Origin of the sequence: Bacillus sp. FSL M7-0307, assembly GCF_038627835.1 — a bacterium.
GTDB lineage: Bacteria > Bacillota > Bacilli > Bacillales > Bacillaceae > Bacillus > Bacillus altitudinis.
In genome coordinates, this window is the sequence record NZ_CP152023.1 from 1,155,636 (window position 1) to 1,179,243 (window position 23,608).

Below are 23,608 nucleotides of genomic sequence, written 5' to 3' on the forward strand. Positions count from 1 at the left end.
AAGATAGAGGTACAACAATATATGTTTGATCCACTAGGGGAGTCCTTTAAAAGGGCTGAGATAAAAGTGTAGACTTTTAGACCCTCATTACCTGAACAGGTTCATACCTGCGTAGGGAAGTGGTGCGGTGTTTGACTATGCTTTTTACAAATTCCAAACCACTTTCCACGCGGAAAGTGGTTTTTTTATATGGAAAAACAGGAGGAGAGGAACATGACATTTTCGAACGAATGTAAAGAAGCAGCAGCTAGATGGTGGAATGGGAGCTTTACACACCCTTTTGTGAAAGGGATTGGTGATGGCACACTTTCACTCGATCGTTTCACTTATTATGTGATGCAGGATTCGTACTATTTAACTCATTTTGCAAAAGTACAGTCGTATGGAGCCGCCATTAGTGAGGACTTACATACGACAGGCAGAATGGCATATCATGCGCAGGGTACGTATGAAGCAGAGCTATCACTGCATAGAAAGTTCACAGAACTGCTCCAGATCTCTGATGAAGCGCTGGCAAACTTTAAACCTTCTCCAACTGCTTATGCATATACCTCGCATATGTACCGATCTGTGAAAAGCGGTCGTTTTGAAGAAATTTTAGCCGCATTATTGCCGTGCTACTGGCTTTATTATGAGGTAGGAGAAAAACTGAAACAAACAACTCCTGACCATCCGATTTATCAAGAATGGATTTTGACATATGGCGGGGATTGGTTTAAAGAGCTTGTTTTTGAACAGGTGAACCGTTTTGATGAACTTGCAGAAAAAGCGCCAGAACATGTGCGGGCTAATATGAAAGAAAATTTCGTGATTTCGAGCTATTACGAATACCATTTCTGGGAGATGGCGTATGAAAAAGAAATGTGGCAGACAGCATGCTTAGATGGGGTTGGTGCAAATGGAACTCCATGCAGTGACAAATGATACGCTTCCTGTCAGGGAGCTCATCAAGCAAATAAAAGACATTGCGTCTGAAGTAGACTTTATTCATATTCGTGAACGATCGAAGGCAGCAGGTGAGCTGGTTCACCTCGTGAAACAACTCCTAGCAGAAGGTGTTCCGAAAGAAAAGCTGATTATCAATGACCGAGTTGACGTTGCGCTGCTGACCAATATTCACCGGGTTCATCTTCCAGGACACAGCTTTTCGCCAAAGGAATTAAGACAAAAATTTCCTCACCTCCATGCGGGGGTATCGGTTCATTCGATAGAAGAAGCCAAAGCAGCAGAGAAGAACGGGGCAGAGTATGTCATGTTTGGGCACGTGTATGATACCGCATGCAAACCCGGACTTCAGGCGAGAGGCATAAAGGTTGTGGAGGACATGACTTCTACGCTGTCCATTCCAGTCGTTGTCATTGGTGGAATCACACCAGAACGATTGCCAGAATTGATGCATGTTGAGTTAAAAGGAATAGCCGTCATGTCGGGGATTTTTGCTCATCCTCAGCCGCGCAAAATGGCGCAAACATTTTCTAAAAAGCGAAAGGAGAATCCTTATGAACAAGCATTATGATGTTGCAATCATTGGTGGTGGAATCATAGGGATGTCGATCGCTTATCACCTTGCAAAAGCAGGAAAGCAGATTGTCTTATTTGAGGCAAATGAGATCGGGAAGCAAACGACAAGTGCGGCTGCTGGCATGCTGGGTGCACATGCTGAAGGAGAAGGTGATGAAGATATTTTCTTTCAAGTAGGCAGACAAAGTCAGGCTTTATATGAAAAATTAACGGTTGACCTTCAGCATGAATCGGGCATTGATATTCGGACATCAGTGGGCGGGATTATGAAGGTGGCTTTTACAGAACAAGAAAAGCGAGCTCTTTGCCGGATGCAGCATTTGCCCACATTTGAATGGCTTGAAGCAAGCAGCGTAAAAGAACGTATGCCTCAAATAGCAGATGACATCGTAGGAGCAGGCTTGATAGCAGATGATGTACATGTCGAGCCATATGCGGTGTGCAGAGCTTTTTGGCAGGCGGCTGTTCGGCACGGAGCGGATGTGAAGGAGTTTACCCCCGTTATCGATGTAAAGAGGGGAAAAGAAACATTGACAGTCAGTACAGCTAAAGGCATCTTCACATGTGATCATCTGACTGTAGCAAGTGGTGTATGGTCAGGCCGTTTTTTAGAAGAACTGGGGTTATCACATTCTCTCTATCCCGTAAAAGGAGAATGCGTGTCTGTTTGGAATAACGGTCCAGCGCTTGCACACACCATCTATCATGATCATTGTTATATCGTTCAAAGGGATAGCGGTAAGCTAGTGATTGGTGCAACGATGAAGCCGAATGACTGGCAGGCCATTCCGACACTTGGCGGTATTGAAGAAGTTATTCACAAAGCATCTCAGCTCATGCCTTCTATTCGAGAGATGCCGATTGATCAATGCTGGGCAGGTCTTCGGCCAGCGACAAGCGACCGGCACCCCTATATCGGAAAACATCCAGAAGACGAGCGTATTCTTTTTGCAACGGGACATTACCGAAATGGCATCTTACTTGCGCCAATTACGGGGGAAATCATTCGCGGCTTAATAGCGGGCGAGTCTGTTCACAAGGAATGGCTTCATGCGTTTCGTATTGGGCGAAAGGAGGCATTGTTCGTATGAAAATTCAATTGAATGGAAGAATGGTTGATTTCGATAAGGAAAATGGCACGATTTTTGATCTGCTATCAGCCTATCAACTTGAAAACCGAGTGGTGATCGTTGAAAAAAATCAAGAAATTATAGATAAAGAAGCCTTTCAACAGGTAAAAATTCAACCAAATGACACGATTGAAATCGTTCACTTTGTAGGAGGAGGATGACACCATGCTGCGCATTGGCGGAAAAACATTTACATCAAGACTATTACTAGGGACAGGAAAGTATCCATCATTTGAAGTTCAAAAAGAGGCGGTCAACGTATCAGAAGCTGAAATTTTGACCTTTGCTGTGCGAAGAATGAACATATTTGAACCATCACAGCCCAATTTTTTAGAGCAGCTTGATTTATCAGCCTATACATTGCTGCCAAATACTGCAGGGGCAAGTACAGCGGAAGAAGCGGTGCGGATTGCTCGTTTAGCGAAAGCTTCTGGACTGTGTGACATGATCAAAGTAGAAGTCATTGGCTGCTCAAGGTCTCTTCTGCCAGATCCAGTCGAAACGTTAAAAGCATCTGAAATGCTATTAGAAGAAGGTTTTATCGTGCTGCCATATACGTCAGATGATGTGGTGCTGGCAAGGAAATTAGAAGAACTTGGTGTTCATGCCATTATGCCAGGTGCTTCTCCAATCGGTTCAGGTCAAGGGCTTTTAAACCCTCTGAATCTATCGTTTATTATCGAACAGGCAAAGGTGCCAGTTATTATTGATGCGGGTGTAGGTTCGCCGAAGGATGCTGCTTATGCGATGGAATTGGGCGCTGATGCTGTATTACTGAATACAGCCGTGTCTGGCGCAAAGGACCCTGTGAAAATGGCTAAAGCGATGAAGCTGGCGATTGAATCTGGAAGACTCGGTTTCGAGGCAGGCCGTATTCCACTCAAAAACTATGGAACAGCCAGCAGTCCGCAAGAAGGAATGCCAGCATTTTGAGCACACGTTATTCACGCCAAGAGCTTTTTAGGCCGATCGGTACAGAAGGACAAAAACGGCTAAATGCCTCAAAGGCCGTCATTATTGGGGCTGGGGCACTTGGAACAGCGAGTGCTGAAATGCTCGTCCGTGCCGGCGTAGGATCTGTCACCATTTTGGATAGAGATTATATTGAATGGAGCAACCTGCAGCGTCAGCAGCTATACACAGAGCAAGATGTTCTTGATCGGCTGCCAAAGGCTGTGGCTGCTGAGAAAAGACTCAAGCAGGTGAACAGTGACGTTCATGTGAGAGGAATCGTCATTGACGTGACCGCTCAAAATATTGATGAGTACGTCAGCGGGGCATCCATCATCGTGGATGCAGCGGATAATTTTGAGGTGAGAATGATTGCGAACGATGCGGCCGTCAAACATCAAATTCCGTTCCTTTACGGGGCCTGTGTAGCAAGCTATGGTATTCAATTCACAGTGATTCCTGGTGAAACACCATGTTTACACTGCCTGCTTGAGCATTTACCTGCACAAGGCATGACATGTGATACAGCAGGAATTATTAGTCCAGTAGTGCAGCAGGTTGCGGCCTATCAAGTGGCGGATGCACTGAAGCTTTTAACAGGACACCAAATCACGCCGGTATTAAGATCGTTTGATTTATGGACAAACGAGCGATCTGATATTCGATCCGTTACGTCTTTAAAAAAGAAAAAATGTCCAAGCTGCGGTCTTAAGACATATCCATTTCTCTCATATGATCAAAGAGCAAAAGCAGATGTATTATGTGGACGAAATACTGTACAAATTCGCAGTGCACTAGGGGCACCCCCAGCGCTGCATGAAGTAGCCCGTCAGCTAAAGAAAGCAGGAATGGATGTGCTGGAAAATCCTTATTTGCTTTCGTGTCAGAAGGATGAGTACAAGCTTGTTTTATTCAAAGATGGCAGAGCGCTTGTCCATGGGACAAATGATATTGCGAAAGCGAGAACGATTTATCATCAATGGATTGGCTAATGAGAGGGTGAGATGACATGACGATTAAAAAAGCATTAACCATCGCAGGTACTGATTCTGGCGGTGGAGCAGGTATTCAAGCAGACTTGAAAACCTTTCAGGAGCTTGGTGTGTACGGAATGTCCGCCATTACGGCCATTACAGCGCAAAACACACTTGGCGTTCACGGTATTTATCCTCTGTCTATCGAGGCACTCGAAAGTCAAATTGATGCAGTAGCAGAAGACTTGTTGCCAGATGCCGCTAAAACAGGGATGCTGTGGAGTGCTGAAATGATCAGTGTCGTTGCTGAAAAAACGAAGCAATATGACTTGAAACTAATTGTCGATCCAGTCATGATTGCCAAAGGGGGCGCCTCTTTATTAAATGAAGATGCGGTCTCTGCTATGAAAACACAGTTACTGCCTGTCAGTTATGCAGTCACACCGAATCTCCCTGAGGCAGAAGTGCTGACAGGCATGCGCATTCAGACAAAAGAAGATCGCCATAGAGCAGCAGAACGACTTTATGAGCTTGGCACGTGCTATGTTGTGATCAAAGGAGGTCATAGTCCTTCAGGCGGCCTCATTACAGACCTTTTGTACGATGGAAAAAGCTTTTTTGAACTCAGTAATGAACATATTGATACACCACATACACACGGAACAGGCTGTACATTTGCAGCGGCATTAACGGCAGAAATAGCAAAAGGTCGTTCCATGAAGGAAGCCTTTGAAACGGCAGAAACCTTTGTCCATGAGGCGATCAAATTTCCTCTGAATATTGGCGCTGGGCACGGACCGACTAACCACTTTGCTTATCAGCAAAACAGAGTCAAAGCATAAAAAGAAGACTGTCTTCACTTGTGAGGACGGTCTTTTTTCTGAAATAAAAACTTTCTTTCAACGGAAATTGTCAATATCTCATGATATGTGATAAGATTATGATCAGGTACTAATACTATGTCTTGAAAAAATAGGAGGCTTTAATACATATGAACTTTTCTTTAGAAGGCCGTAATATTGTGGTGATGGGTGTTGCCAATAAACGAAGCATCGCTTGGGGGATCGCTCGTTCACTTCACGAAGCAGGAGCTCGTTTGATTTTTACTTATGTTGGAGATCGTCTTGCAGAATCAGTAAAAGAACTAGCAAGCACGCTAGAGCGTGATGATTCCATTATTCTTCCTTGTGATGTGACAAGTGATGAAGAAATCGAAAAATGTTTTGCAACGATTAAAGAAAAAGTACAAGTCATCCATGGTGTTGCACATGCGATTGCATTTGCGAACAAAGAAGAGCTTGTCGGTGAATATTTGAACACGAACCGTGAAGGTTTCCTTTTAGCGCACAACATTAGTGCCTATTCACTAACAGCTGTAGCAAAAGCAGCACGTCCGCTCATGACAGAAGGCGGAAGCATTGTCACACTTACTTACCTAGGCGGAGAGCGCGTTGTCTCTAACTACAATGTCATGGGTGTAGCAAAAGCAGCCCTTGAAGCAAGTGTGAAATACTTAGCAGCTGATCTTGGAGCGGAAGGCATCCGTGTGAACAGCATTTCTGCTGGTCCAATTCGTACGTTATCTGCAAAAGGAATCAGCGGCTTTAATACGATCCTGAAGGATATTGAAGAGCGTGCACCGCTTCGCCGTACAACGACTCCTGAAGAAGTTGGCGATACAGCACTATTCTTATTCAGTGATTTATCCCGCGGCATGACAGGTGAGAATCTTCATGTTGATTCTGGCTTCCATATCATTGCCCGCTAAACGAATAATTGATTTGCAGCATACCAATCACTGGTATGCTGTTTTTTATTTTTCTTCTGATTTGGGGTGTCCTCTCATATATATAAGGAATGAATCATTCGGGAGGGATTAGTATGTCAAATAAAGGTGATGAGAATCAAAAGCCGCTTATGTATATTGTTCAGCCGAGCTATGATGAATCAGCGCCGGCCATGCAAAATATTGTGAGAAAGCGCAAGAAGTCAGAAAAACCTTCAGAAACCAAAAAAAGCGCCAAAGAGGATGCAATCGAAGAGAGCGTGCAAGAACCTGTATCACAGGAAGTAAAGCAGAAAAAAGAAGAGCCGCCTGCGCTACAGCAAGAGCGGGAGGTCAATCAAGAAAAAGAGCGTTCACAAAATCGAGAGCCAGTACAAGAACAAGAAAAACAGCCAGAAGGCGTATTTCATGAAACAAAAGAAGAACCAAGAAGAAAACGAGTGAAGAAGCCGTTAAGCCAAATGAATATCGAGGAGAAAGTCGATTTTCTTACAAGTCTGCCGCATAATATGCCGAGAGCGCTTTGCCTCATTGAAGCCGATGGAAAAACATATAGAGGGATCATCATGGAGAGAAAAGACAATATGGTGGTCATCCGCACGGCAGGCGGCGGTAATCCAGTGGAATTAGCAATTGGTGATATTTCTTCTATTCATCCACTTGGTTTTTAATGAACATAAAAAAAGTCCCATAATGGGACTTTTTTTGTTAGCAGCTACGGTTGATGAGTCTTGGATTTAAGCACTCGATTGCGCAGAAGCAGTCAAGGTCTACTTCAATGCAATACTTTGATTTTTCTAAACGGAACACATCACATACGGAATCTTTATCTGTAAAATCTAAAATATGACGATCTTTGTCAAATGCAATAAGCAAGCTGAGTGTTGCGCAGTGATCAGAGATGTGTTCGACTCTGAAAAATGCAGTGCTGAAGCAAGGGCCAGCATCTACTTCTCCGACGTTTCCGAATGCGACGAATGGTTTTGATTTTGAGGTAAATAGAACAAACGGAACAGTGTCACCTAATGAATGTGATGGAGAAAGGAGATTGCTGTAACAGCTGGTCGGGCAATCTTCTTCGACGGCATTTTGTAAGTCGTTTATGTTTTCAACAGCCTCTGCTACACAGTTCCATGAATGTTTGCGGCTCATATTCAACCCTCCTATACAAGGAAATTTGTTTGAGTGTTTGAGCACTGTCATCATCATCTATAAGCTTTATGAAGTGTCTCGCCGGTTGATGCATCTAATGTCAATCAATGCGGAAGCGGCCGCCTTTTGCTGACTGCTCCGCATGATTGGTTGTCATTCGTGAGGAAGGGGATGCTTTGACTCATGACAAGTTAGATGAGCGGGCGATTGGTTTAGCCGTGGTGATGATGCTTTTTATCTTTTGTTGGCATGACTCTGTCGACAAGTTCTGGATTTAAACATTGGATCGCGCAGAAACAGTTCAAATCAACTTCGATACAAAAGTCCGCTTTTTCTAAACCAAAGAAGTCAGGATCGCAAGGGTGACAAACGCTTAGCGTATGTCCGTGTACATCAACAGGTCTTAACACAGATAATGTGGCACAGCAGTCATGCAATTTTTCAACCCGGAAGAAAATGGATTCGAAGCATTGGCAATCGTCAACAAATCCTCCAATGTTTCCGAAAGTAGAGAACAATCCGCCCTTTTTATCAAAAAGTAAAAACGGAATCGTATCTTTTCCAGAAACTGTCGGGCTTAATAAATTACTGTAGCAGCTCGTAGGACATTTATCTTCTACAGCTTCCTGCTCTGCTAAAATCTTATCAACCGCATCGCATACACAGTTTTCATCATGTCGGCCATGGTGTTTTCCGCAGCTCATGGATTTCAGCTCCTTTAACAAGGTATTTGACTTTAGTCCTTAACAACATATGTATGCGCCCTCTAGTTGGTGTGGGTAAATGACTATTTATCTTTGTTGTATTTTTAGAAAAAGGAAAAGCAGAGCTTTTCGCTCTGCTTTTGTACATTAGAGGATACCAATTGCAACGATCGTCGCAACAAGTGTCTGTGTAAGCGTTTGGATGGCAATAGAGATGTCCGCATCGATTGTAGAGACTGTAACGTTTCTAGAGTTTTCGATGACAAGTTTCTGGCGATTTGTTTGTTTGTGGCTAGCTGCTTGTAAGAGATCTTGCGTGACGCGGTCAGCTAGGTCACCATCAGCGATTGAGATGTTTGTAATGGTGATGATCGCTGTTTGAACAGCTGCTTGGATAGATGCTGCAACCTGTGCATCAACAGAAGAGACGTTAATGTCACAAGAATCTCTAACGATAATGACTTCCTCAGATGTCTGCTTTGTGACACTCACTTGATCAAAGTCTTGTAAAACATCTTCATCATCATAATAGTGGCCGTCACAAACTGCTTTTCTTTCGTAGTTATGATGGTAATCGCCGTGGTGTGTACAGTTACGATCTAGAGCGACCCAAGAGTATGGTTTAGAATCCATTTCTTTTCCTCCTTCCGTTTACTTTATTAAATGCTGGAATGATTGGTTTTGTCTCGGGCATTTATCCTAGCAGGCAACCCATTTTTATTTAATCGTTATTTTGCTGCGCTTGACGGCGCTGCTGGATACGATCTCGAAGTGAATTTCGTTTAGGGCGCACTTGCGGTTCAGGCTCGACCTCTTCTGCATGTTTTGCTGCCTCTGCCTGACGCTTTTTCTCCTGCTGCTGCTGTACGAAATCATCTGCTTTCTTTTGTAAATCCTGAACCAGCTTCAAAATCATTCTTCTTTGATCTTCTGAAAGGTTTGCTTTCTGATCATCTGTGACATTATTTTTGTTTAAAATATCACTCACAAGAAGGCTTGTTAATGGATCAACATCAGTGTTGATTTGAAACTCCTTTTTTTCGTTCTCTTCAGCCACGATTATTTCACCTCTTTCATACGTGATGTTAGAAAAAGAAAGGGTCAAAGAATGCCGGCTTCAACTAAAAGTACATTCAGTGTTTGAGTGAGAATTTGGACGGAGTTCATAATGGATGCATCAGATAATGTAATCGTGACGTTATAACAATTGATGATTTGAATCACTGTTTTCTTTTGAACTGTCACTTGTTGTGCAGCTAAAAGCTGTTCTGTGATGTCTGCAGCCAATTCATCATCTGGTACAAGAATTTGAATTAAAAGAGTAATGATTGTCGTTACGGTCGCTTGAAGGGAGAGTGCGGCTGTTACATCTGTTTTATGAATCGTGACATTTTCGGAATCCTTGATCTCGATGAAATCATCATAATTGCTGATTAATTCGTTTAACAGTTGTGTGTATAATAAATCAGCACTTTCTTCAATAGACAATACTTTCACTCCTTTCTTATCTATACATTATTTAATGCAGCAGAGGCTCAAGGTGGAATCGGAAAGCATGAAAAAGTACAACCCAATTTTATTTGCACTCGATTCATCATGGTGGTCTTTCTTTTTGCATATATAAAGAAAGGACGGAAAAAGAAGAATGAAGGAGGTGGAGGTTCCATGAGCGGCGCTTTGTCATTTGCTATATTTGCCCTCGCATCCTTTAGGCTGACGAGATTGATCGTGTTTGATACGATTACAGCCCCCTTTCGCCGTCTATTTCATGAAGAGCAAGAAGAGGTGAACGAACAAGGCGAAGTCGAGACCTATATCGTCATTAAGGGGAAGGGACTGCGATCTTGGATAGGAGAGCTGTTAAGCTGTTATTGGTGTACGGGTATATGGTGCACTGCTGCTTTACTTGCGATATACATATTTTTTCCTGTCATCAGCATGTGGCTTAATTTACTATTAGCGATTGCCGCCGCAGCAGGCTTGATTGAAGCAGTCGTGTCGAAGCTTGTGAAATAAACAGGCATTCTGATCAGACACGCTTAAAGAAAATGCATATACTAACATGGAATAGGAAAGGAAGGGTTGCGATGAAACCAACTGAAACACCGTCACATATGCTTCAAGGGTATCCAGCGCAGTCAAATCAACAATCTGTATATACGAAGAAAATCAAGAAGACTGGCTGCGGCTGCGGGAAGAAAAAGAAACCTCAATAGGGAAAAACAAAAGCCGGATTTATCCGGTTTTTTTGTTGCCCTTTTTTTGGGTGATGCATATGTAAGAGAGAAGGGGTGACCAGAATGGATGCATTCGAACAATTAATCGGTTCCTTGTTCACTAAACCCCATGATGGGAAAGAGCAAGCGCACGAAAAAGCTGAAACGGATCTAGCGAATAAAGCGAAGGATCTTGAAGAGCACTTAAAAGCATTTGGCGAGAAAATGGATACTTTTGCGAAAGAAACAGAAGCATTCATGATCCGTCATGGAGAGGCAGATTACGTCTTTAAACAGCAGAAATAAAAATTCCGCACTTTTTTATGTGATCGTCCAAACCATTTCATGTATTTTTCATATTTTGTAAGGGAGAAGAGGAGGTGCTTAAATATGAGTTGTTACGGTTACGGTGGCGGTTATTGCGGAGGTTATGGTGGCGGCTACGGCGGCGGTTATGGTTCAACTTTTGTTCTTGTCGTCGTGCTTTTCATCCTTCTAATCATCGTTGGTGCTTCTTTCTTTAACTAAACAGTAAGAAGGTGAGGGAAGCAATAGGGAAGCCTTTTGCTTTCCTTTCTCTTTGCTAACAAGGCAGCAGGATAGGCACATATCTCGCCTATTTTCATATAGTAAGGTGATTACTCCACAAAGAGGAGGCAAAGGAATGGATAATAAATTCTTTAAAAGCGTGGAAAATAAAACAGGTGTAAATATGAATGATGTCTTTAAGCTTGCAGGTTCTTTGCAAAACGCGAACTTTAAAGATGAGAATACCGTTCGAGGTGTCATTAAAAAAGTGGCGCAGCTTGCAAACAAACGTGTACCTAAAGAAATGGAAGACAAAATCGTTCAATCGATTACAAGTGGAAAAGAAAAGCTTGATTTTAATACAATCGCTAAAATGATGAACAACAAAAAATAAACAACAGGCTCTCCATTTAAAGGGGGGCCTGTTGTTTTTGTGTGAATAATTCACGATTTTTCTTTAAAAGAGGGTACAAAAAGCGGGAGCGGTGAGCCGTTTTTCCTCTTCTATATGATGGAACGGATAGATAAAGGGATTGTTCTGCTCTCGTCATGGCAACGTATAATAAGCGCCGCTCCTCTTCGATGGCTTCTTCATCACCGCTTCTCAGCTCATCAAGTGCAAAGTCATGAGGGAGCGCCCCATCAACCACGCTCGTGATGTACACTGTTTGGAATTCTAGTCCCTTCGCACGGTGGATCGTCATGAGCTGAACGCCTGGTTCATCTGATTTTTCCTTTTCAGCAGATTTCATATGTTCGGCATGAGCGAGGAAGGCTTCAATCGTTTCAAAACGTTTCGCCGCTGTTTTCACATCTCGTACATCATCAGTTCCTTTTTCAAGCACATTCGTATCACTCACACGTTTTTTTAAATAATCACCAAGTCCCATCCTTTGTTCAATAAACGCTACAGCTTCAGATGGCTTTAACGATTTTAACGTACGAAACAGGGGAACGATCGATTGCAGTTTTTTGCGCTGAAACGGCTGAATGTCTGTTAGCTTTCCAAGTGCCTCTACCATAGAACAATCTTCCGTAATGGTCAGTGCCTTCATGGTATTCAGTGTTTGCTGCTTTAAAAAGAAAACGGGCAGCAGCAGCTTCATTGCGGCGACATCATCTGCATCCTGACTGAGCGAAAGAAAAGCGAGCAGCACCCGAACAATTCTTCTGCTATAAAAGGCTTTTACGCCAGCATCAGTTTGATACGGAATCGCCGATTGATGAAGACGTTCATAAATCGCGCGGCCTCCTGTATTCGTTCTAAACAGCACGCAAAAGTCATTCGGTTTTGCACCGTTTTTAATTTTCTCCTGAATATCTGCTACGATCATGGTCGCTTCCTCTTCCTCGTCATATGGATAAAAAAGAGTCGGCGGAATTTTCTCCACGCGTACGGCTTTTAACGTTTTCTCGTAACGATGCTGGTTCTTCTTAATAATGGCGTCTGCACTTGCGACAATCGTATGATGAGAGCGGTAATTTGCATGTAAATGGACGATCTCGGCCGAAGGATAGTCCTGTTTGAAGTCAAGAATAAAAGCAGGATTGCTTCCTCTAAATGCATAGATGGCTTGATCATCATCGCCTACACAAAATAACTGCTCGGATTCTCCAGCTAAAAGCTGGATTAATTGATATTGTACGGGATTAATATCTTGAAATTCATCTACTAAAATATACTTGAATCGTTCTTGATATTGTTTGAGCAATTTTGGCTGCTTAGTCAGCATGTGTAAACAGGCAATCGCCATGTCATCAAAGTCAAATTGTTGATTTTCACGCTTTTGCTGTTCGTATGACTGATAGATTGTCCACATTTGCTTTTCCTTTTCATCTTTCAGCTCAGGAAGTTCGTTTGGTAAAAAAGCATTTTTCCAATAGCCGATTGATTGCAGCACTTGATCGGTTGGATAGTCTTTTTCATCAAGTCCTTCATGCATGATCGCTTTGCGAATATACTGCTCTTTTTGCCAGTCGAATTTAATCAAATGCTGTCCGTTCCATTTGCCCCGATCATCGTGAAGCAACATTTTATAAAATAGACTGTGGAATGTGCCTGTCACAACTTGGCTCGCCTGTGAAGGATGAAGCTGATACTGCATACGTAGTCTTTCTTTCATTTCACTGCTTGCTTTTGTGGTGAAGGTCACGAGCAGGATATGGTGAGCAGGGATTTGATGGTGCGACATCAGATAAGCAGCTCTTGCTGTCAGTACCCTTGTTTTCCCGCTGCCGGCGCCAGCCAGCACAAGCATCGGACCGTCTTTGTGTGTGACAGCTTGGAGCTGCGGTGCGCTAAAGGTGATGTGTGGAAAGAGGTCAATGGTATGCACTTCTTCATTCTTTTCTAAATGAAAGGTTTCGCCAAATTGAATGGATCGTGGTTCCTGCCAGTCATCCGATTCTTCTGTTTGTGAGATGATCTGTTTGCCGGTTGGAAAGCGAAAGCCGCCAAGTTCTTTGTAGGATGCCTCTTCCTCTCGTTCAGCCGGTTTCTTTTCCTCTTGTTGTTCTCTTTTTTCGCAAATCTCTTGCTGAGATATTTGCTTATGGATAAAGGCAGGTTCTTCATGTATATTTAATCTGAAAAAGACGGGTTGTCCGCAATATGGGCAAGATAAATGCCCTTTTTTGCCCTCATCATGGAGGAATTGATAGTGTTCTCTCGAATATGTATGTAATGAGATCGTTCGATCATGTCGTCGTGCGCATTTCAAAGCTAGTCCTCCAATAGTCAATCAATCTTAAAAAGAAACACATCTAATCATATCAAATGAGGCGTGTTTCAAACAGTCATAATTAGGGAATAGTAGAGTAGAAGAGAAGCAAAGGAGGCGTTCTTGATGGGATATATAGCCCCGATTCAGCCGGATCTGTATTTTCAATATATCAATCGTCCTGCTCCTCAGGATAAAGAAGACTATGCGAAAGTGACGAAGGTCACCCGCACCTTTCATGACAAGGTATACAGAGAGCTGGAGAAAAAAGAGGACTTAGTGACAGAAGCGGAAACGAAAGTACAGCAAAAAAAGCGGGAACGCTTTGTACGAGATATGTTTATGGAAGAAGGTAAGGGCGTTCATATCAATACTTACGTCTAAATGACTGCGCTTTCTTCCTGAGCGAACGAGATGGAATCAATAAAAAGCCAGAGCATCCATGATGCCCTGGCTTTTTATTTTCGTTAAACGGATAGTGTTTTTGTCATTTTGACATGTGTAATCCCTGCTTCTTCAAACGGTTCTGAAACGGCTTTGTAGCCTTTCTTTTCGTAGAAGGGAAGAGCTTGGACTTGTGCATGCATGACAGCTTCTTTCGCCCCGTTTGCCATCGCTTCAGACTCAAGTGCTTCTAAAAGCTGGTGGCCAAGGCCGAAAGAGCGCGCCTCTTTTAATACACAAATTCGTTCAAGCTTTGCCTTATGACCTTCAATTATGCGCAGTCTAGCAGCAGCTTGTGGTTTGTTGTCATCATTATAAATGACAAAGTGAATGGCTTCGTCCTCAAGTTCATCAATTTCGATCTCTAACGGGACTTCTTGTTCTTTTACGAAAACTTCTTTTCGAACATAATAAGCATCTTCTCGTTGTGTTTGTTCTTTTACGATGACTGTATTCAAATGTCTTTAACCCTCTTCTCCTAAGATAAATGTTTCATAAACGGTCCAAGAACCGTTCTCTAATTGATATAAAAGGTGGAAGCGGTCAACCGTTTCCTCGTGGTCAATTTTTCTCAGCTTCAATGTGCCTAGAACGTCTGAATGCTCATCGTCTGATAACTTTTGAGCCACTGTCACATGCGGGACGAATGCATATTCAGGTGTACCAGCAAGCGGATCAGTGTATAACTTCTCATTGAGAGCCATTAATTCTTCGTTCGGTTCTACTTTCATATAAATCACGTTGTTTACAGGAGCGAATGAACTGAATTTTTTAATACGTAACGTAATAGGAGAAGCATTTTTTGCGTACTCTCGCAAGGTGGAGACGACCTCAGCTGCTTCTAGATCCGTTAATTCAAAAGGTGTTCTTAATGTTAAATGAGGTGGTATGAGTGCATAGTTCGGATCATAACGTTTCCGATAAGAGTTCGCAATGTCTTGCAATTTTTTTGATGGAAATAAAACAACTCCGTATTTCATCATGTTCCCTCCTGATTAAGAAAGTATTTATTATTTTTTATTATAACAAAATTCAGTTGATTAACGAATATGGGAGCATTCTTTTTAACGAAGGCGAAATGAGCGGCTGCCAAAACGTCCATTTATGATCGCCTTCGAATGTCTCAAATAAATAATCCGCACCGGACTTCTCCAAAAGGACCTTTAATTCTTCGTTCGGCTGAATAAAGTCTAGTACTTGACCATCTGTCGTTTTCACAGCGGTTTCTTCTAACCCGATTTGATGGATAATGGCATAATGAGCAAGGGATGATGACTGTTCGACTGCTTGCAGGACCGACTCATCAACGTAAGGAGACTGCAAAATCAGTCCGCCAAATAACGAAGGATAATCAAGGGCTGTCATAAGTGAGATCGTAGCACCTAATGAATCACCAATAAATGTACGACCTGATCCAACTTGATACGTTGGATAGTGTTCATCAATATAGGGAACTAGTTCATTTGCCAAAAAGCGTTTATACGCCTCGAACTTTGGTCCGTCTGGATGATACGTATTTCGCCTTTCAGTCACATTTTCATATGGGACACCAATGATAATCGAGCGTTCCATTTCTTTGTTTTGCATTAATTCTTCCGCTTGTCTGCCTATTTTACCTAAGCGGAAATAATCATGACCATCTTGTGCAATGATGACATGATATGTATAAAGGGGGGAGTAATTGACTGGTAAATAAATTAAAATGTTCATATCTGCCCCAAGTTCTTTTGACTGTAAGGTTTCTTCTTGAATGATGCCTGTTTTCTTCACCATAATCCATTCCTCCAGCTAACCAAATTCATCATAAGTGAAACGTTTCCATTCATTGTAACACGAAAAACAGCGTTGTTCCTATATGCTAACATGCAATCAAATTGGCTGACATCCAATCTAGTGCAAAATACAGAAAATTTTAATTAATCGTTACATTTCCCCTTGAAAAATGAGGTTTAATGCGTTACAGTATTAAGAATTAGAACAGACAGACAACACATTCTTATCGTGAGAGGTGGAGGGACTGGCCCTTTGAAACCTCAGCAACCGGTATGCATCACTTCATGTGATGTACCAAGGTGCTAAATCCAGCAAGCAGCTTTTTTGCTTGGAAGATAAGAGGAAGCGATTAAACCCCTTCTTCTTATGAAGAAGGGGTTTTTCTGTTTTGAAATTAGATTTTTACTTAGGATGGTGTCAAATGACAGAACATGTGGAAACGAAGTTAGCGCAAATTGGAAACCGTAGCGAAGAGGCGACTGGTACTGTCAGTCCTCCCGTTTATCTTTCAACAGCTTACAGACATAGAGGCATTGGGGAATCAACAGGATTTGATTATATTCGGACGAAAAACCCAACAAGGCAGCTTGTAGAAGATGCGATTGCTTCACTCGAAGAAGGAACGGCCGGTTTTGCCTTCAGTTCGGGAATGGCTGCCATCCAAACGATCATGGCGTTGTTTGAGAGCGGGGATGAACTCATTGTTTCATCAGATTTATATGGCGGTACATACCGTCTATTTGAAAACGAATGGAAAAAGTACGGACTGCGCTTTGTTTATGATGATTTTTCAGATGAAGACTGTTTACGCTCTAAAATGACGCCAAATACAAAAGCCGTCTTTATTGAAACGCCAACAAATCCACTCATGCAGGAAGCGGATATTCAAAAGGTTGCGAAAATCGCTAAAGAGTATGGTGCATTGGTCATTGTGGATAACACCTTTTATACGCCCGTCTTGCAAAAACCGATTACACTCGGAGCGGACATTGTCATTCATAGTGCCACCAAATATTTAGGCGGACATAACGATGTTCTTGCCGGACTTGTCGTCACAAAAGGGGAGCAGCTATCTGAAGACATGTTCCAGCATCAAAACGCCATTGGGGCGGTATTATCTCCATTTGACTCATGGCTGTTAATGAGAGGAATGAAAACATTGGCGCTGAGAATGCGCCAGCACGAGGCAAATGCGAAAGAAGTAGCTGACTTTCTAAAGCAGCAGCCGGAAATTCAAGATGTCCTTTACCCAGGAAAGGGAGGCATGCTGTCATTCCGAGTAGCCAAAGAGGACTGGGTCAATCCATTTTTAAAGAAGCTGAAAACGATTTGTTTTGCTGAAAGCCTTGGCGGAGTCGAAAGCTTCATTACGTATCCTGCAACGCAAACGCACATGGATATTCCAGAAGAGATTCGCATCGCAAACGGTGTGTGTAATAAGCTTCTCCGTTTCTCTGTTGGGATTGAGCATGTGGAGGACCTAAAAGCAGACCTGAAACAGGCACTATCAAATGTGAAAGAGGAGGTACACACGAAATGACCACACACGATTGGACACTAGAAACACAACTCGTTCATAATGCGTTTAAAACAGACCGTTCAACAGGTGCAGTCAGTGTGCCGATTCAACATGCATCGACGTTTCACCAAAGCAGCTTCGATGACTTTGGTCAATATGACTACTCCAGATCAGGCACCCCTACACGTCAGGCATTGGAGGATACCATTGCAGCGCTAGAAGGAGGAACGAGAGGGCTTGCCTTTGCGTCAGGTATGGCAGCCATTTCAACCGCTTTTCTTCTATTGTCAAAAGGAGATCACGTCCTTGTCACAAGAGATGTGTACGGCGGGACTTTCCGAATGATCACCCAAGTTCTTTCAAGATTTGGGATTGAGCATACCTTTGTGGACATGACCAATTTGAATGAAGTGAAACAAGGCATTCAATCAAATACAAAAGTCATTTACATGGAAACACCGTCAAACCCTACACTCGGTATTACGGATATTGAAGGTGTCGTACAGATTGCGAAAGAACATGACTGTCTGACTTTCTTAGATAATACGTTTTTAACGCCTGCGCTTCAGCGTCCGCTGGACCTTGGTGTTGACGTTGTGCTGCACAGCGCAACGAAATTTTTAAGCGGCCACAGTGATGTACTGTCAGGCTTAGCCGTGGTGAAAGATGAGAAGCTGGGAGAAGAACTCTATTCGCTGCAAAACTCCTTCGGAGCGGTACTTGGCGTACAGGATTGCTGGCTTGTGCTTAGAGGATTAAAGACCCTTCAAGTCAGATTAGAAAAAGCCAGTCAAACCGCATTAGAACTGGCTTCATTCCTCAAAGAACATCCTGCGGTCAAAAAAGTATATTACCCAGGATTAGATGATCACCCAGGGGCAGACATTCAGCGGAAGCAGGCGAGCGGTGCAGGTGCTGTTCTTTCATTTGAACTAGAAAACCAAGCGGCTGTCAAAGAATTGGTCGATGGCGTCACATTACCTGTATTCGCCGTCAGCCTCGGAGCAGTCGAATCCATTCTTTCCTATCCGGCCAAAATGTCCCATGCCGCTATGCCAAAAGAAGAAAGAGAAAAAAGAGGCATCACGGATGGTTTACTTCGATTAAGTGTGGGCGTAGAAAACGGAGAAGATCTCAAAAGGGACTTCAAACAAGCACTAGATCAACTAAAGCCAGTTCTTGTGAACCAATCATAAAAGTCAGTAAAAAGCCGGTATGGATACCGGCTTTGTGCCTTTTTTGAACAAAACCATTGACGACTGATCATGATGGTTATATAATAGAGACTGTCAGTAACAGAAAGCCCAGAACTGATACATAACCCGATTCCGTAGCTCAGCTGGGAGAGCGCTACCTTGACAGGGTAGAGGTCGCTGGTTCGAGCCCAGTCGGAATCATCGTTGAAACCCTTGCCTAGCAAGGGTTTTTTGTTTTTTTTGACAACGAATATTTGTTCTGTTTCTTTTGATTGGGGACGAACTTTATCCACCAGATTGTTTCTCAGTATTTTTAGGATCAAAACGATTAAAGTGTTCCGCAGTGTTTTAAGGATTAATTCTAATAATTTGCGAGCTTCTTCTTCTGTAATTTCTCCATCTCGAGAAGTGATTAAGTTTCGTGATCATTTAATATTCGACTTGTTGTTTCTACCTTTGGGAAGAAAATCAATCGAGACATCTAAAATGTTCGATATAACTATTAACGTATTATGGTCTGGTTCTCTTTTCCCTAATTCATAGGCTGTATATGCTAGTCTCGAGATACCAAGTTTATTGCCATATATTGTTGCGTTAGCTATTTCTCTTTTCTATTTATTGTTGCCTACCCTTTAATAAATACATTCTAATGTAACGTTTAGTTACATATAAGTGCATGTAACAAAAAGAAACGTTTTTTCTCAAAGTGGTTGATTTTGTAACAAACGGTGGAAACATAAGCATAAGGGGGGAAAGAAGTAAACGGACTAATACCAACTGATTATTGTTAATATTCTTAGATGGGAACAAACAAAAGGTAAAATTAGACCATTTGGAACTCATCATAATACAGAAATTACCAATATTAAATTAAAATAAGTTAATTGCTAATGATCTTGAAATCACTAAATTAGGCATAGTGATGGTAGCTATATATTTTAAAGTTAGCTAATTAAAAATGATAGGAGGGTCACCCTCCTATCTATTAATATTTTTAAAACCACCTGGATGTTTGCCTGTCCAAGTACCATCACCCTTTTATGCATCTTTTAATAAAGAGACCGAAACATTTGATAGATTCTTTTTGTGTATTGGCTTTTAGATGAATAGTTTTCAGCTCATTTTGAGGAGTTATTACCTTTTGACTCATGTTGCTGTCTGCATTATAAGTTGAAGCGAATGCAGGAGATGCAGAAACAAGTAAAGCAAAGGATAATGCCGAAAAAGTTAAAACTTTTTTTAATCTCATTTAAAACTCTCCCTTGTTATTTTTATATTCCTAATTATCCCATTTTTTATATATAAATCAAGGGTGTTTTTGTGAAAATATGAACGGTTTTAGAGTTAGATAGATTATAAGAAAATTTCAATATGAACTTTCAAGGAGTGGTAAGGTGAAATCTGAATAATTGTGTATATTGCCAGGGATCGATGAGAAGTAAGTTGAAATGCTCTAATCAAGGAGCTGAAGGTCTCTAGGGCCCTGAAGGTGAAGGAAGAAAACTTGAAGGAACAGTTACATTAATTATATTGATGACCTTTTATACTGCTATTATAGTTTGGCTAAAGAAAAAATTAAAGAAATTAGAAAGCGAGAGCCGACTAATGATGAAATTAAAGCATTGTTCCAGCGTATAAAAATATTAGGATTGTTGATGCATCAAAAACCAAGAACATATTGAAATAAATTGAGCTACTGATGTGACTCTTTTTTTTCATTAAAAAAACTACATATATTCATATAAGTGGTCAATAGTCTATCTAATTTTTTATTTATTTGATTGAATTGATCTTTTTCTTCATAACTGAATTCAACAATATTTCTTTCAATAGTTAGACAATGAGTTGTATTTTGGCTCACAAAATAACTTTAGCGTCAAACGAATAAGTGTTTGAACACAATGATTTTTTTGTGAAAATTTCCAAAAAAGAAAACAGGGAACAAGTGGTGTTATTTAGCAGCGCTGACGAAGAAATTTTGTTGGAGTGAATGATTAATCAATCTATTTAGAAGCGTCTTTGTCAAAATAAGGTGAATTGATTGAGGATTTTAAAATAACCCATGTTATCATAGAAGAAAATGGATTATGGGGGATTGTCAATAAATGCTTAAATCAAAGTTAGTTGTTTGGACTTTTATCATTGCGACTGGATTCTATATGCTCATAAGTATATGGAACATTGCAATATTTCCAGATAAGACATGGACAGATTACGCAGGACAGATTTTGATTGTAGTTTTTGGAAGTATGGTGAATGGTTTAATCGCTGCATTCTTTATGTACGCTGCAGCTATGTTAGTGAAATATATTAATGGTGATAAAGCTTAAAACAGGTGTATAAAAAGATAACATTTTTTTCGGTTTTTAAAAAATACGAAGTAACACCAGAGGATACAGAAGGGTAAGGAAAGCTTATGTATCAAGGTTTATAAGTGAATAGAGGATATCGGTGATAATCACAGGATTCTACATATCTACCTTGACAGGGTAGAGGTCGCTGGTTTGAGCCCAGTCGGAATCATCGTTGAAACCCTTGCCTAGCAAGGGTTTTTTGATTGTCGGTAACAAATGTTTGTTCTGTTTCTTTTGATTGGGGACGAATTGGGGACGAACTTTATCCACCAGATTGTTTCTCAGTACTTTTAGAATCAAAAAATCCCTTTTCCATACCGATCACACACTTTTAATAGTATCAGCATATCAAGTTTAAGAGGTTACTTACAAAATATTTAGAACTTTTTAGTAAGAATCCTCAGAAATGTAATACGGTTTTAAGTATTTTCATTTATAATTCTCTATTTGTCTATACTTTTCATATCGCTGTTGTATAAGCTCTTCCGAGGATAATCGTATCAATTTTTTAAGAGATGATTCGATTGCAGATTCAATCAATTTTGCCTGTGATTTTATATCATTTTGTGCTCCACCCTTCATTTCAGGAATGATTTCATCAATAATTCCTAAATGCTTTAAATCTTTTGCTGAAATTTTCATATGTTTAGCAGCTTCTGGAGCATACTTAGCATCCTTCCATAGGATAGATGCTGCTCCTTCTGGCGAAATGACCGAGTACCATGAATACTCTAACATATGGATATGGTTACCGACACTAATGCCAAGAGCTCCACCACTTGATGCTTCTCCAATTACAATACAAACAATTGGCACTTTAAGTGTTGCCATTTCAAATAGATTTCGAGCTATTGCTTCAGAAATTCCACGTTCTTCAGACCCTTTCCCTGGATAGGCGCCTATTGTATCAATAAATGTAATAATAGGGCGATTAAATTTATCAGCTTGTTTCATCAGTCTTAGCGCTTTTCTATATCCTTCTGGATGTGACATTCCAAAATTTCTTTCTATATTTTCCTTTGTACTTCTCCCTCTTTGATGACCAATAACCGTAACGGGCATCCCTTTAAATTTTGCAATACCACCTATCATTGCTTTATCATCACCATATAATCGATCACCATGAAGTTCGAAAAAGTTTGTAAACAATAAAGGTATATAATCCAATGTCGTGGGCCGGTTACGTAGCCTTGCAATTTGAACTCGTTGAAAAGGTGTAAGATTAGAATAAATTTCATCTTGCATTTTATTTAAACGTTTTTCTAATTCTTGAATTTCTGATGATAAATCTACATTAAGTGCTTTCATCATTTTCTTTAATTCATCAAATTTCTCTTTTAGTTCAATAATAGGACGTTCAAAATCCAAACTCATTTTATCCTCCAAAGGGTATGATTTACCTCACTCTAATCAAAAGACTTAGAAATAGAATCAATAAATAATTCAAAACCATCCACAACTATTTTTTGTTCTGATTCTGATAAATTATTGAGGATACGTTGATAAAATGTAAGGGATTGTTCTCTTAAGCGATTAACAGTAATGTGACCTTTTTCTGTGAGGTGCAGAAAAAGTTCTCTTCTGTTTTTTTCATTTACTTCACGATAAACAAGTCCCTTTTTTACTAACTTATCTACCAATCTACTTACAGTTGAAGTCTCTAATCTAAGTTTATTGGATAGTTGCCAAACAGTTAATTTTTCCATCTCTAGTTCCTCTAACGCCATCATTTGAGAAGTTGGTAGAGGTTTTTCAAATGGTCCATTGGGCAAATTTTGAGATTCAAAAACCCCAGTTATTATAATCATTTTCTTAATATCTGATCTTAGTTTTAAGGCATCTTCTCTTTTCAAAAAAGGTCACCCTCCTAAAATTCATGTATTATACATCAATTGTATTATACATGAATATGTTTTTTTCACAAGTTTAACGTAAGCCAATATTAAAATAAGAATGAGATATTTCTACTTGTTAAAATGGTATAAACCGATTTATTTTAATAATATAAATGAGAAGCAGTTGCCCGAGGTCTTTCAGTATTTAGAGCGGAAACAGCGTTTCGCTTATGCTGAAGCATGCTATATAGTATATGCAGATGAGTATGGGAAACAAGGTCGATTTGAAGAAGCTACGGCTGCTGATCAAAAGGTATTAGAAACACATCTCAAAACGTATAGGCAAAATTAAAACAGACCATGCAGGGTCTGTTTTTTATGGGGACGGATTGGGTGCGAACCCTTTCAGTTTTCTTCAGAAATGCACATTTTTTATCAGAAAGGCTCATCATAGAATCGTATTAAATCAGTCTTTTTAAGAGAATATCTGATAGCTTCGGATAAGGTCATTCACCTTGACGGGGAGAGATCGCTAGTTCGAACCCAGTCGGAATCATATGAAAAGATGTTGATACAGAGCCATTCTTGAGATAGTCGAGAGGCTTTTGTATTTCTAAAACAAAAGAAAACATTAGTGAAATGAAAAACCACACTGTATTTTTCAGTGTGGTCAATTTAAGATACGACAGGTGAGCCATTTAACAATACAATAGTTTCATAGTGTGGTTAAGATCATAAAACCGTATTTTAGTAGCCTTATCTCTGCTATTGAAGGGCTCACTATCCTGTTTTTCATAGCTACACC

The 23,608-nt window shown here is 40.8% G+C and carries 31 protein-coding genes, 1 tRNA gene, 1 pseudogene and 2 riboswitches; of the genes and pseudogenes, 20 read left to right on the top strand and 13 right to left on the bottom strand.

From position 1 onward, the window contains the following. Positions 1-25 precede the first annotated feature (25 nt). Positions 26-135: riboswitch (TPP riboswitch) on the top strand. Positions 136-213: 78 nt separating this feature from the next. The 9 genes from tenA to MHI41_RS05825 all read left to right on the top strand — a co-directional run bounded on the left by tenA (position 214) and on the right by MHI41_RS05825 (position 7,033). Beyond that, a complete protein-coding gene (gene tenA / locus MHI41_RS05785) occupies positions 214-924 on the top strand; it encodes a thiaminase II (RefSeq protein WP_017367022.1) in 711 nt (236 codons plus the stop codon). Beyond that, a complete protein-coding gene (gene tenI, locus MHI41_RS05790) occupies positions 899-1,516 on the top strand; it encodes a thiazole tautomerase TenI (protein WP_342494628.1) in 618 nt (205 codons plus the stop codon). The genes tenA and tenI overlap by 26 nt, the downstream gene beginning before the upstream one ends. Beyond that, entirely contained in the window at positions 1,500-2,612 is a 1,113-nt protein-coding gene (gene thiO, locus MHI41_RS05795; protein ID WP_282833522.1) for a glycine oxidase ThiO, read from the top strand. Before tenI ends, thiO begins: the two co-directional genes overlap by 17 nt. Beyond that, complete coding sequence (gene thiS, locus MHI41_RS05800; protein WP_017367025.1) at positions 2,609-2,812, top strand: sulfur carrier protein ThiS; 204 nt, start codon at positions 2,609-2,611, stop codon at positions 2,810-2,812. Before thiO ends, thiS begins: the two co-directional genes overlap by 4 nt. Positions 2,813-2,816: 4 nt before the next feature. After that, positions 2,817-3,584: a thiazole synthase gene (locus tag MHI41_RS05805; protein ID WP_007498979.1), complete on the top strand. Its 768-nt coding sequence runs from the start codon at positions 2,817-2,819 to the stop codon at positions 3,582-3,584. Further along, on the top strand, positions 3,581-4,594 hold the full coding sequence (locus MHI41_RS05810; RefSeq protein ID WP_254001165.1) for a thiazole biosynthesis adenylyltransferase ThiF: 1,014 nt from the start codon (positions 3,581-3,583) through the stop codon (positions 4,592-4,594). The genes MHI41_RS05805 and MHI41_RS05810 overlap by 4 nt, the downstream gene beginning before the upstream one ends. A gap of 17 nt (positions 4,595-4,611) precedes the next feature. Continuing rightward, positions 4,612-5,418, top strand: a complete 807-nt coding sequence (gene thiD / locus MHI41_RS05815; RefSeq protein WP_025207163.1) for a bifunctional hydroxymethylpyrimidine kinase/phosphomethylpyrimidine kinase — start codon at positions 4,612-4,614, stop codon at positions 5,416-5,418. Positions 5,419-5,567: 149 nt separating this feature from the next. After that, entirely contained in the window at positions 5,568-6,344 is a 777-nt protein-coding gene (gene fabI, locus MHI41_RS05820; protein ID WP_003211867.1) for an enoyl-ACP reductase FabI, read from the top strand. Between the two features lie 113 nt (positions 6,345-6,457). Next, positions 6,458-7,033 carry a CotO family spore coat protein gene (locus MHI41_RS05825; RefSeq protein ID WP_342494629.1) on the top strand — a complete coding sequence of 192 codons (576 nt, stop codon included), beginning with the start codon at positions 6,458-6,460 and terminating at the stop codon, positions 7,031-7,033. A gap of 37 nt (positions 7,034-7,070) precedes the next feature. Here the strand turns inward: MHI41_RS05825 and MHI41_RS05830 are convergent, their stop codons facing one another. From MHI41_RS05830 to MHI41_RS05850, 5 genes are all read right to left on the bottom strand, one after another. Then, the gene (locus tag MHI41_RS05830) at positions 7,071-7,514 is read right to left on the bottom strand and encodes a CotY/CotZ family spore coat protein (protein ID WP_008348434.1); all 444 of its coding nucleotides are present in this window, start codon (positions 7,512-7,514) and stop codon (positions 7,071-7,073) included. Positions 7,515-7,726: 212 nt separating this feature from the next. Continuing rightward, complete coding sequence (locus MHI41_RS05835; RefSeq protein ID WP_008348432.1) at positions 7,727-8,218, bottom strand: CotY/CotZ family spore coat protein; 492 nt, start codon at positions 8,216-8,218, stop codon at positions 7,727-7,729. 147 nt (positions 8,219-8,365) lie between these two features. After that, positions 8,366-8,851 (bottom strand): spore coat protein, encoded by a 486-nt coding sequence (locus tag MHI41_RS05840; protein WP_008348431.1) that lies wholly within the window; start codon positions 8,849-8,851, stop codon positions 8,366-8,368. An 88-nt stretch (positions 8,852-8,939) separates the two neighbouring features. Beyond that, positions 8,940-9,275, bottom strand: coding sequence for a hypothetical protein (locus MHI41_RS05845; RefSeq protein WP_008355377.1), 336 nt, complete (start codon positions 9,273-9,275; stop codon positions 8,940-8,942). A 44-nt stretch (positions 9,276-9,319) separates the two neighbouring features. Then, entirely contained in the window at positions 9,320-9,706 is a 387-nt protein-coding gene (locus MHI41_RS05850; protein WP_007498962.1) for a spore coat protein, read from the bottom strand. 177 nt (positions 9,707-9,883) lie between these two features. Between MHI41_RS05850 and MHI41_RS05855 the strand changes: the two genes are divergently transcribed. From MHI41_RS05855 to MHI41_RS05875, 5 genes are all read left to right on the top strand, one after another. Continuing rightward, positions 9,884-10,234: a DUF1360 domain-containing protein gene (locus tag MHI41_RS05855; protein ID WP_008348424.1), complete on the top strand. Its 351-nt coding sequence runs from the start codon at positions 9,884-9,886 to the stop codon at positions 10,232-10,234. Between the two features lie 71 nt (positions 10,235-10,305). After that, positions 10,306-10,434: a hypothetical protein gene (locus MHI41_RS05860; protein ID WP_008348422.1), complete on the top strand. Its 129-nt coding sequence runs from the start codon at positions 10,306-10,308 to the stop codon at positions 10,432-10,434. Between the two features lie 84 nt (positions 10,435-10,518). Then, positions 10,519-10,740 (top strand): hypothetical protein, encoded by a 222-nt coding sequence (locus MHI41_RS05865; protein WP_342494630.1) that lies wholly within the window; start codon positions 10,519-10,521, stop codon positions 10,738-10,740. Between the two features lie 84 nt (positions 10,741-10,824). Continuing rightward, complete coding sequence (locus MHI41_RS05870) at positions 10,825-10,962, top strand: YjcZ family sporulation protein (protein WP_008348419.1); 138 nt, start codon at positions 10,825-10,827, stop codon at positions 10,960-10,962. 136 nt (positions 10,963-11,098) lie between these two features. Continuing rightward, positions 11,099-11,356 (top strand): stage VI sporulation protein F, encoded by a 258-nt coding sequence (locus MHI41_RS05875; RefSeq protein WP_008348417.1) that lies wholly within the window; start codon positions 11,099-11,101, stop codon positions 11,354-11,356. 16 nt (positions 11,357-11,372) lie between these two features. On the opposite strand, the gene MHI41_RS05880 is transcribed toward MHI41_RS05875, so the two are convergent. Further along, positions 11,373-13,682, bottom strand: coding sequence for an ATP-dependent helicase (locus MHI41_RS05880; RefSeq protein ID WP_138825556.1), 2,310 nt, complete (start codon positions 13,680-13,682; stop codon positions 11,373-11,375). A 126-nt stretch (positions 13,683-13,808) separates the two neighbouring features. On the opposite strand from MHI41_RS05880, the gene MHI41_RS05885 reads away from it, so the two are divergent. Beyond that, positions 13,809-14,066 carry a hypothetical protein gene (locus tag MHI41_RS05885; protein WP_008348414.1) on the top strand — a complete coding sequence of 86 codons (258 nt, stop codon included), beginning with the start codon at positions 13,809-13,811 and terminating at the stop codon, positions 14,064-14,066. A gap of 83 nt (positions 14,067-14,149) precedes the next feature. Here MHI41_RS05885 and MHI41_RS05890 read toward each other — a convergent pair whose 3' ends face one another. From MHI41_RS05890 to MHI41_RS05900, 3 genes are read right to left on the bottom strand one after another with little or no spacing between them, the layout of a single operon-like run. Beyond that, positions 14,150-14,584, bottom strand: coding sequence for a GNAT family N-acetyltransferase (locus MHI41_RS05890; RefSeq protein WP_008348412.1), 435 nt, complete (start codon positions 14,582-14,584; stop codon positions 14,150-14,152). A 6-nt stretch (positions 14,585-14,590) separates the two neighbouring features. Beyond that, complete coding sequence (locus MHI41_RS05895; RefSeq protein WP_017359656.1) at positions 14,591-15,106, bottom strand: YjcG family protein; 516 nt, start codon at positions 15,104-15,106, stop codon at positions 14,591-14,593. Between the two features lie 52 nt (positions 15,107-15,158). Beyond that, positions 15,159-15,899: an esterase family protein gene (locus MHI41_RS05900; protein WP_282833525.1), complete on the bottom strand. Its 741-nt coding sequence runs from the start codon at positions 15,897-15,899 to the stop codon at positions 15,159-15,161. A gap of 220 nt (positions 15,900-16,119) precedes the next feature. Then, a riboswitch (SAM riboswitch) is annotated at positions 16,120-16,241 on the top strand. 79 nt (positions 16,242-16,320) lie between these two features. Here MHI41_RS05900 and MHI41_RS05905 point away from each other — a divergent pair. The 3 genes from MHI41_RS05905 (at position 16,321) to MHI41_RS05915 (ending at position 18,815) form a co-directional block, all read left to right on the top strand. Further along, a complete protein-coding gene (locus MHI41_RS05905) occupies positions 16,321-17,439 on the top strand; it encodes a methionine biosynthesis PLP-dependent protein (RefSeq protein ID WP_272511409.1) in 1,119 nt (372 codons plus the stop codon). Next, positions 17,436-18,614, top strand: a complete 1,179-nt coding sequence (gene metC, locus MHI41_RS05910) for a cystathionine beta-lyase (protein WP_272511410.1) — start codon at positions 17,436-17,438, stop codon at positions 18,612-18,614. Before MHI41_RS05905 ends, metC begins: the two co-directional genes overlap by 4 nt. 128 nt (positions 18,615-18,742) lie before the next feature. Beyond that, positions 18,743-18,815 (top strand) — tRNA-Val (locus MHI41_RS05915). 224 nt (positions 18,816-19,039) lie between these two features. On the opposite strand, the gene MHI41_RS05920 is transcribed toward MHI41_RS05915, so the two are convergent. Both MHI41_RS05920 and MHI41_RS05925 read right to left on the bottom strand, forming a co-directional pair. Next, positions 19,040-19,216: a helix-turn-helix transcriptional regulator gene (locus MHI41_RS05920; protein WP_342494761.1), complete on the bottom strand. Its 177-nt coding sequence runs from the start codon at positions 19,214-19,216 to the stop codon at positions 19,040-19,042. A gap of 436 nt (positions 19,217-19,652) precedes the next feature. Then, positions 19,653-19,863, bottom strand: a pseudogene (locus MHI41_RS05925) (hypothetical protein). Between the two features lie 856 nt (positions 19,864-20,719). Here MHI41_RS05925 and MHI41_RS05930 point away from each other — a divergent pair. Then, positions 20,720-20,944, top strand: coding sequence for a hypothetical protein (locus MHI41_RS05930; RefSeq protein ID WP_008348379.1), 225 nt, complete (start codon positions 20,720-20,722; stop codon positions 20,942-20,944). A gap of 453 nt (positions 20,945-21,397) precedes the next feature. On the opposite strand, the gene MHI41_RS05935 is transcribed toward MHI41_RS05930, so the two are convergent. Continuing rightward, positions 21,398-22,342: an acetyl-CoA carboxylase carboxyltransferase subunit alpha gene (locus MHI41_RS05935; protein ID WP_342494631.1), complete on the bottom strand. Its 945-nt coding sequence runs from the start codon at positions 22,340-22,342 to the stop codon at positions 21,398-21,400. Positions 22,343-22,374: 32 nt separating this feature from the next. Beyond that, positions 22,375-22,821 (bottom strand): MarR family transcriptional regulator, encoded by a 447-nt coding sequence (locus tag MHI41_RS05940; RefSeq protein ID WP_017367035.1) that lies wholly within the window; start codon positions 22,819-22,821, stop codon positions 22,375-22,377. 115 nt (positions 22,822-22,936) lie between these two features. On the opposite strand from MHI41_RS05940, the gene MHI41_RS05945 reads away from it, so the two are divergent. Continuing rightward, a complete protein-coding gene (locus tag MHI41_RS05945) occupies positions 22,937-23,155 on the top strand; it encodes a hypothetical protein (RefSeq protein ID WP_342494632.1) in 219 nt (72 codons plus the stop codon). Positions 23,156-23,608: the final 453 nt, after the last annotated feature.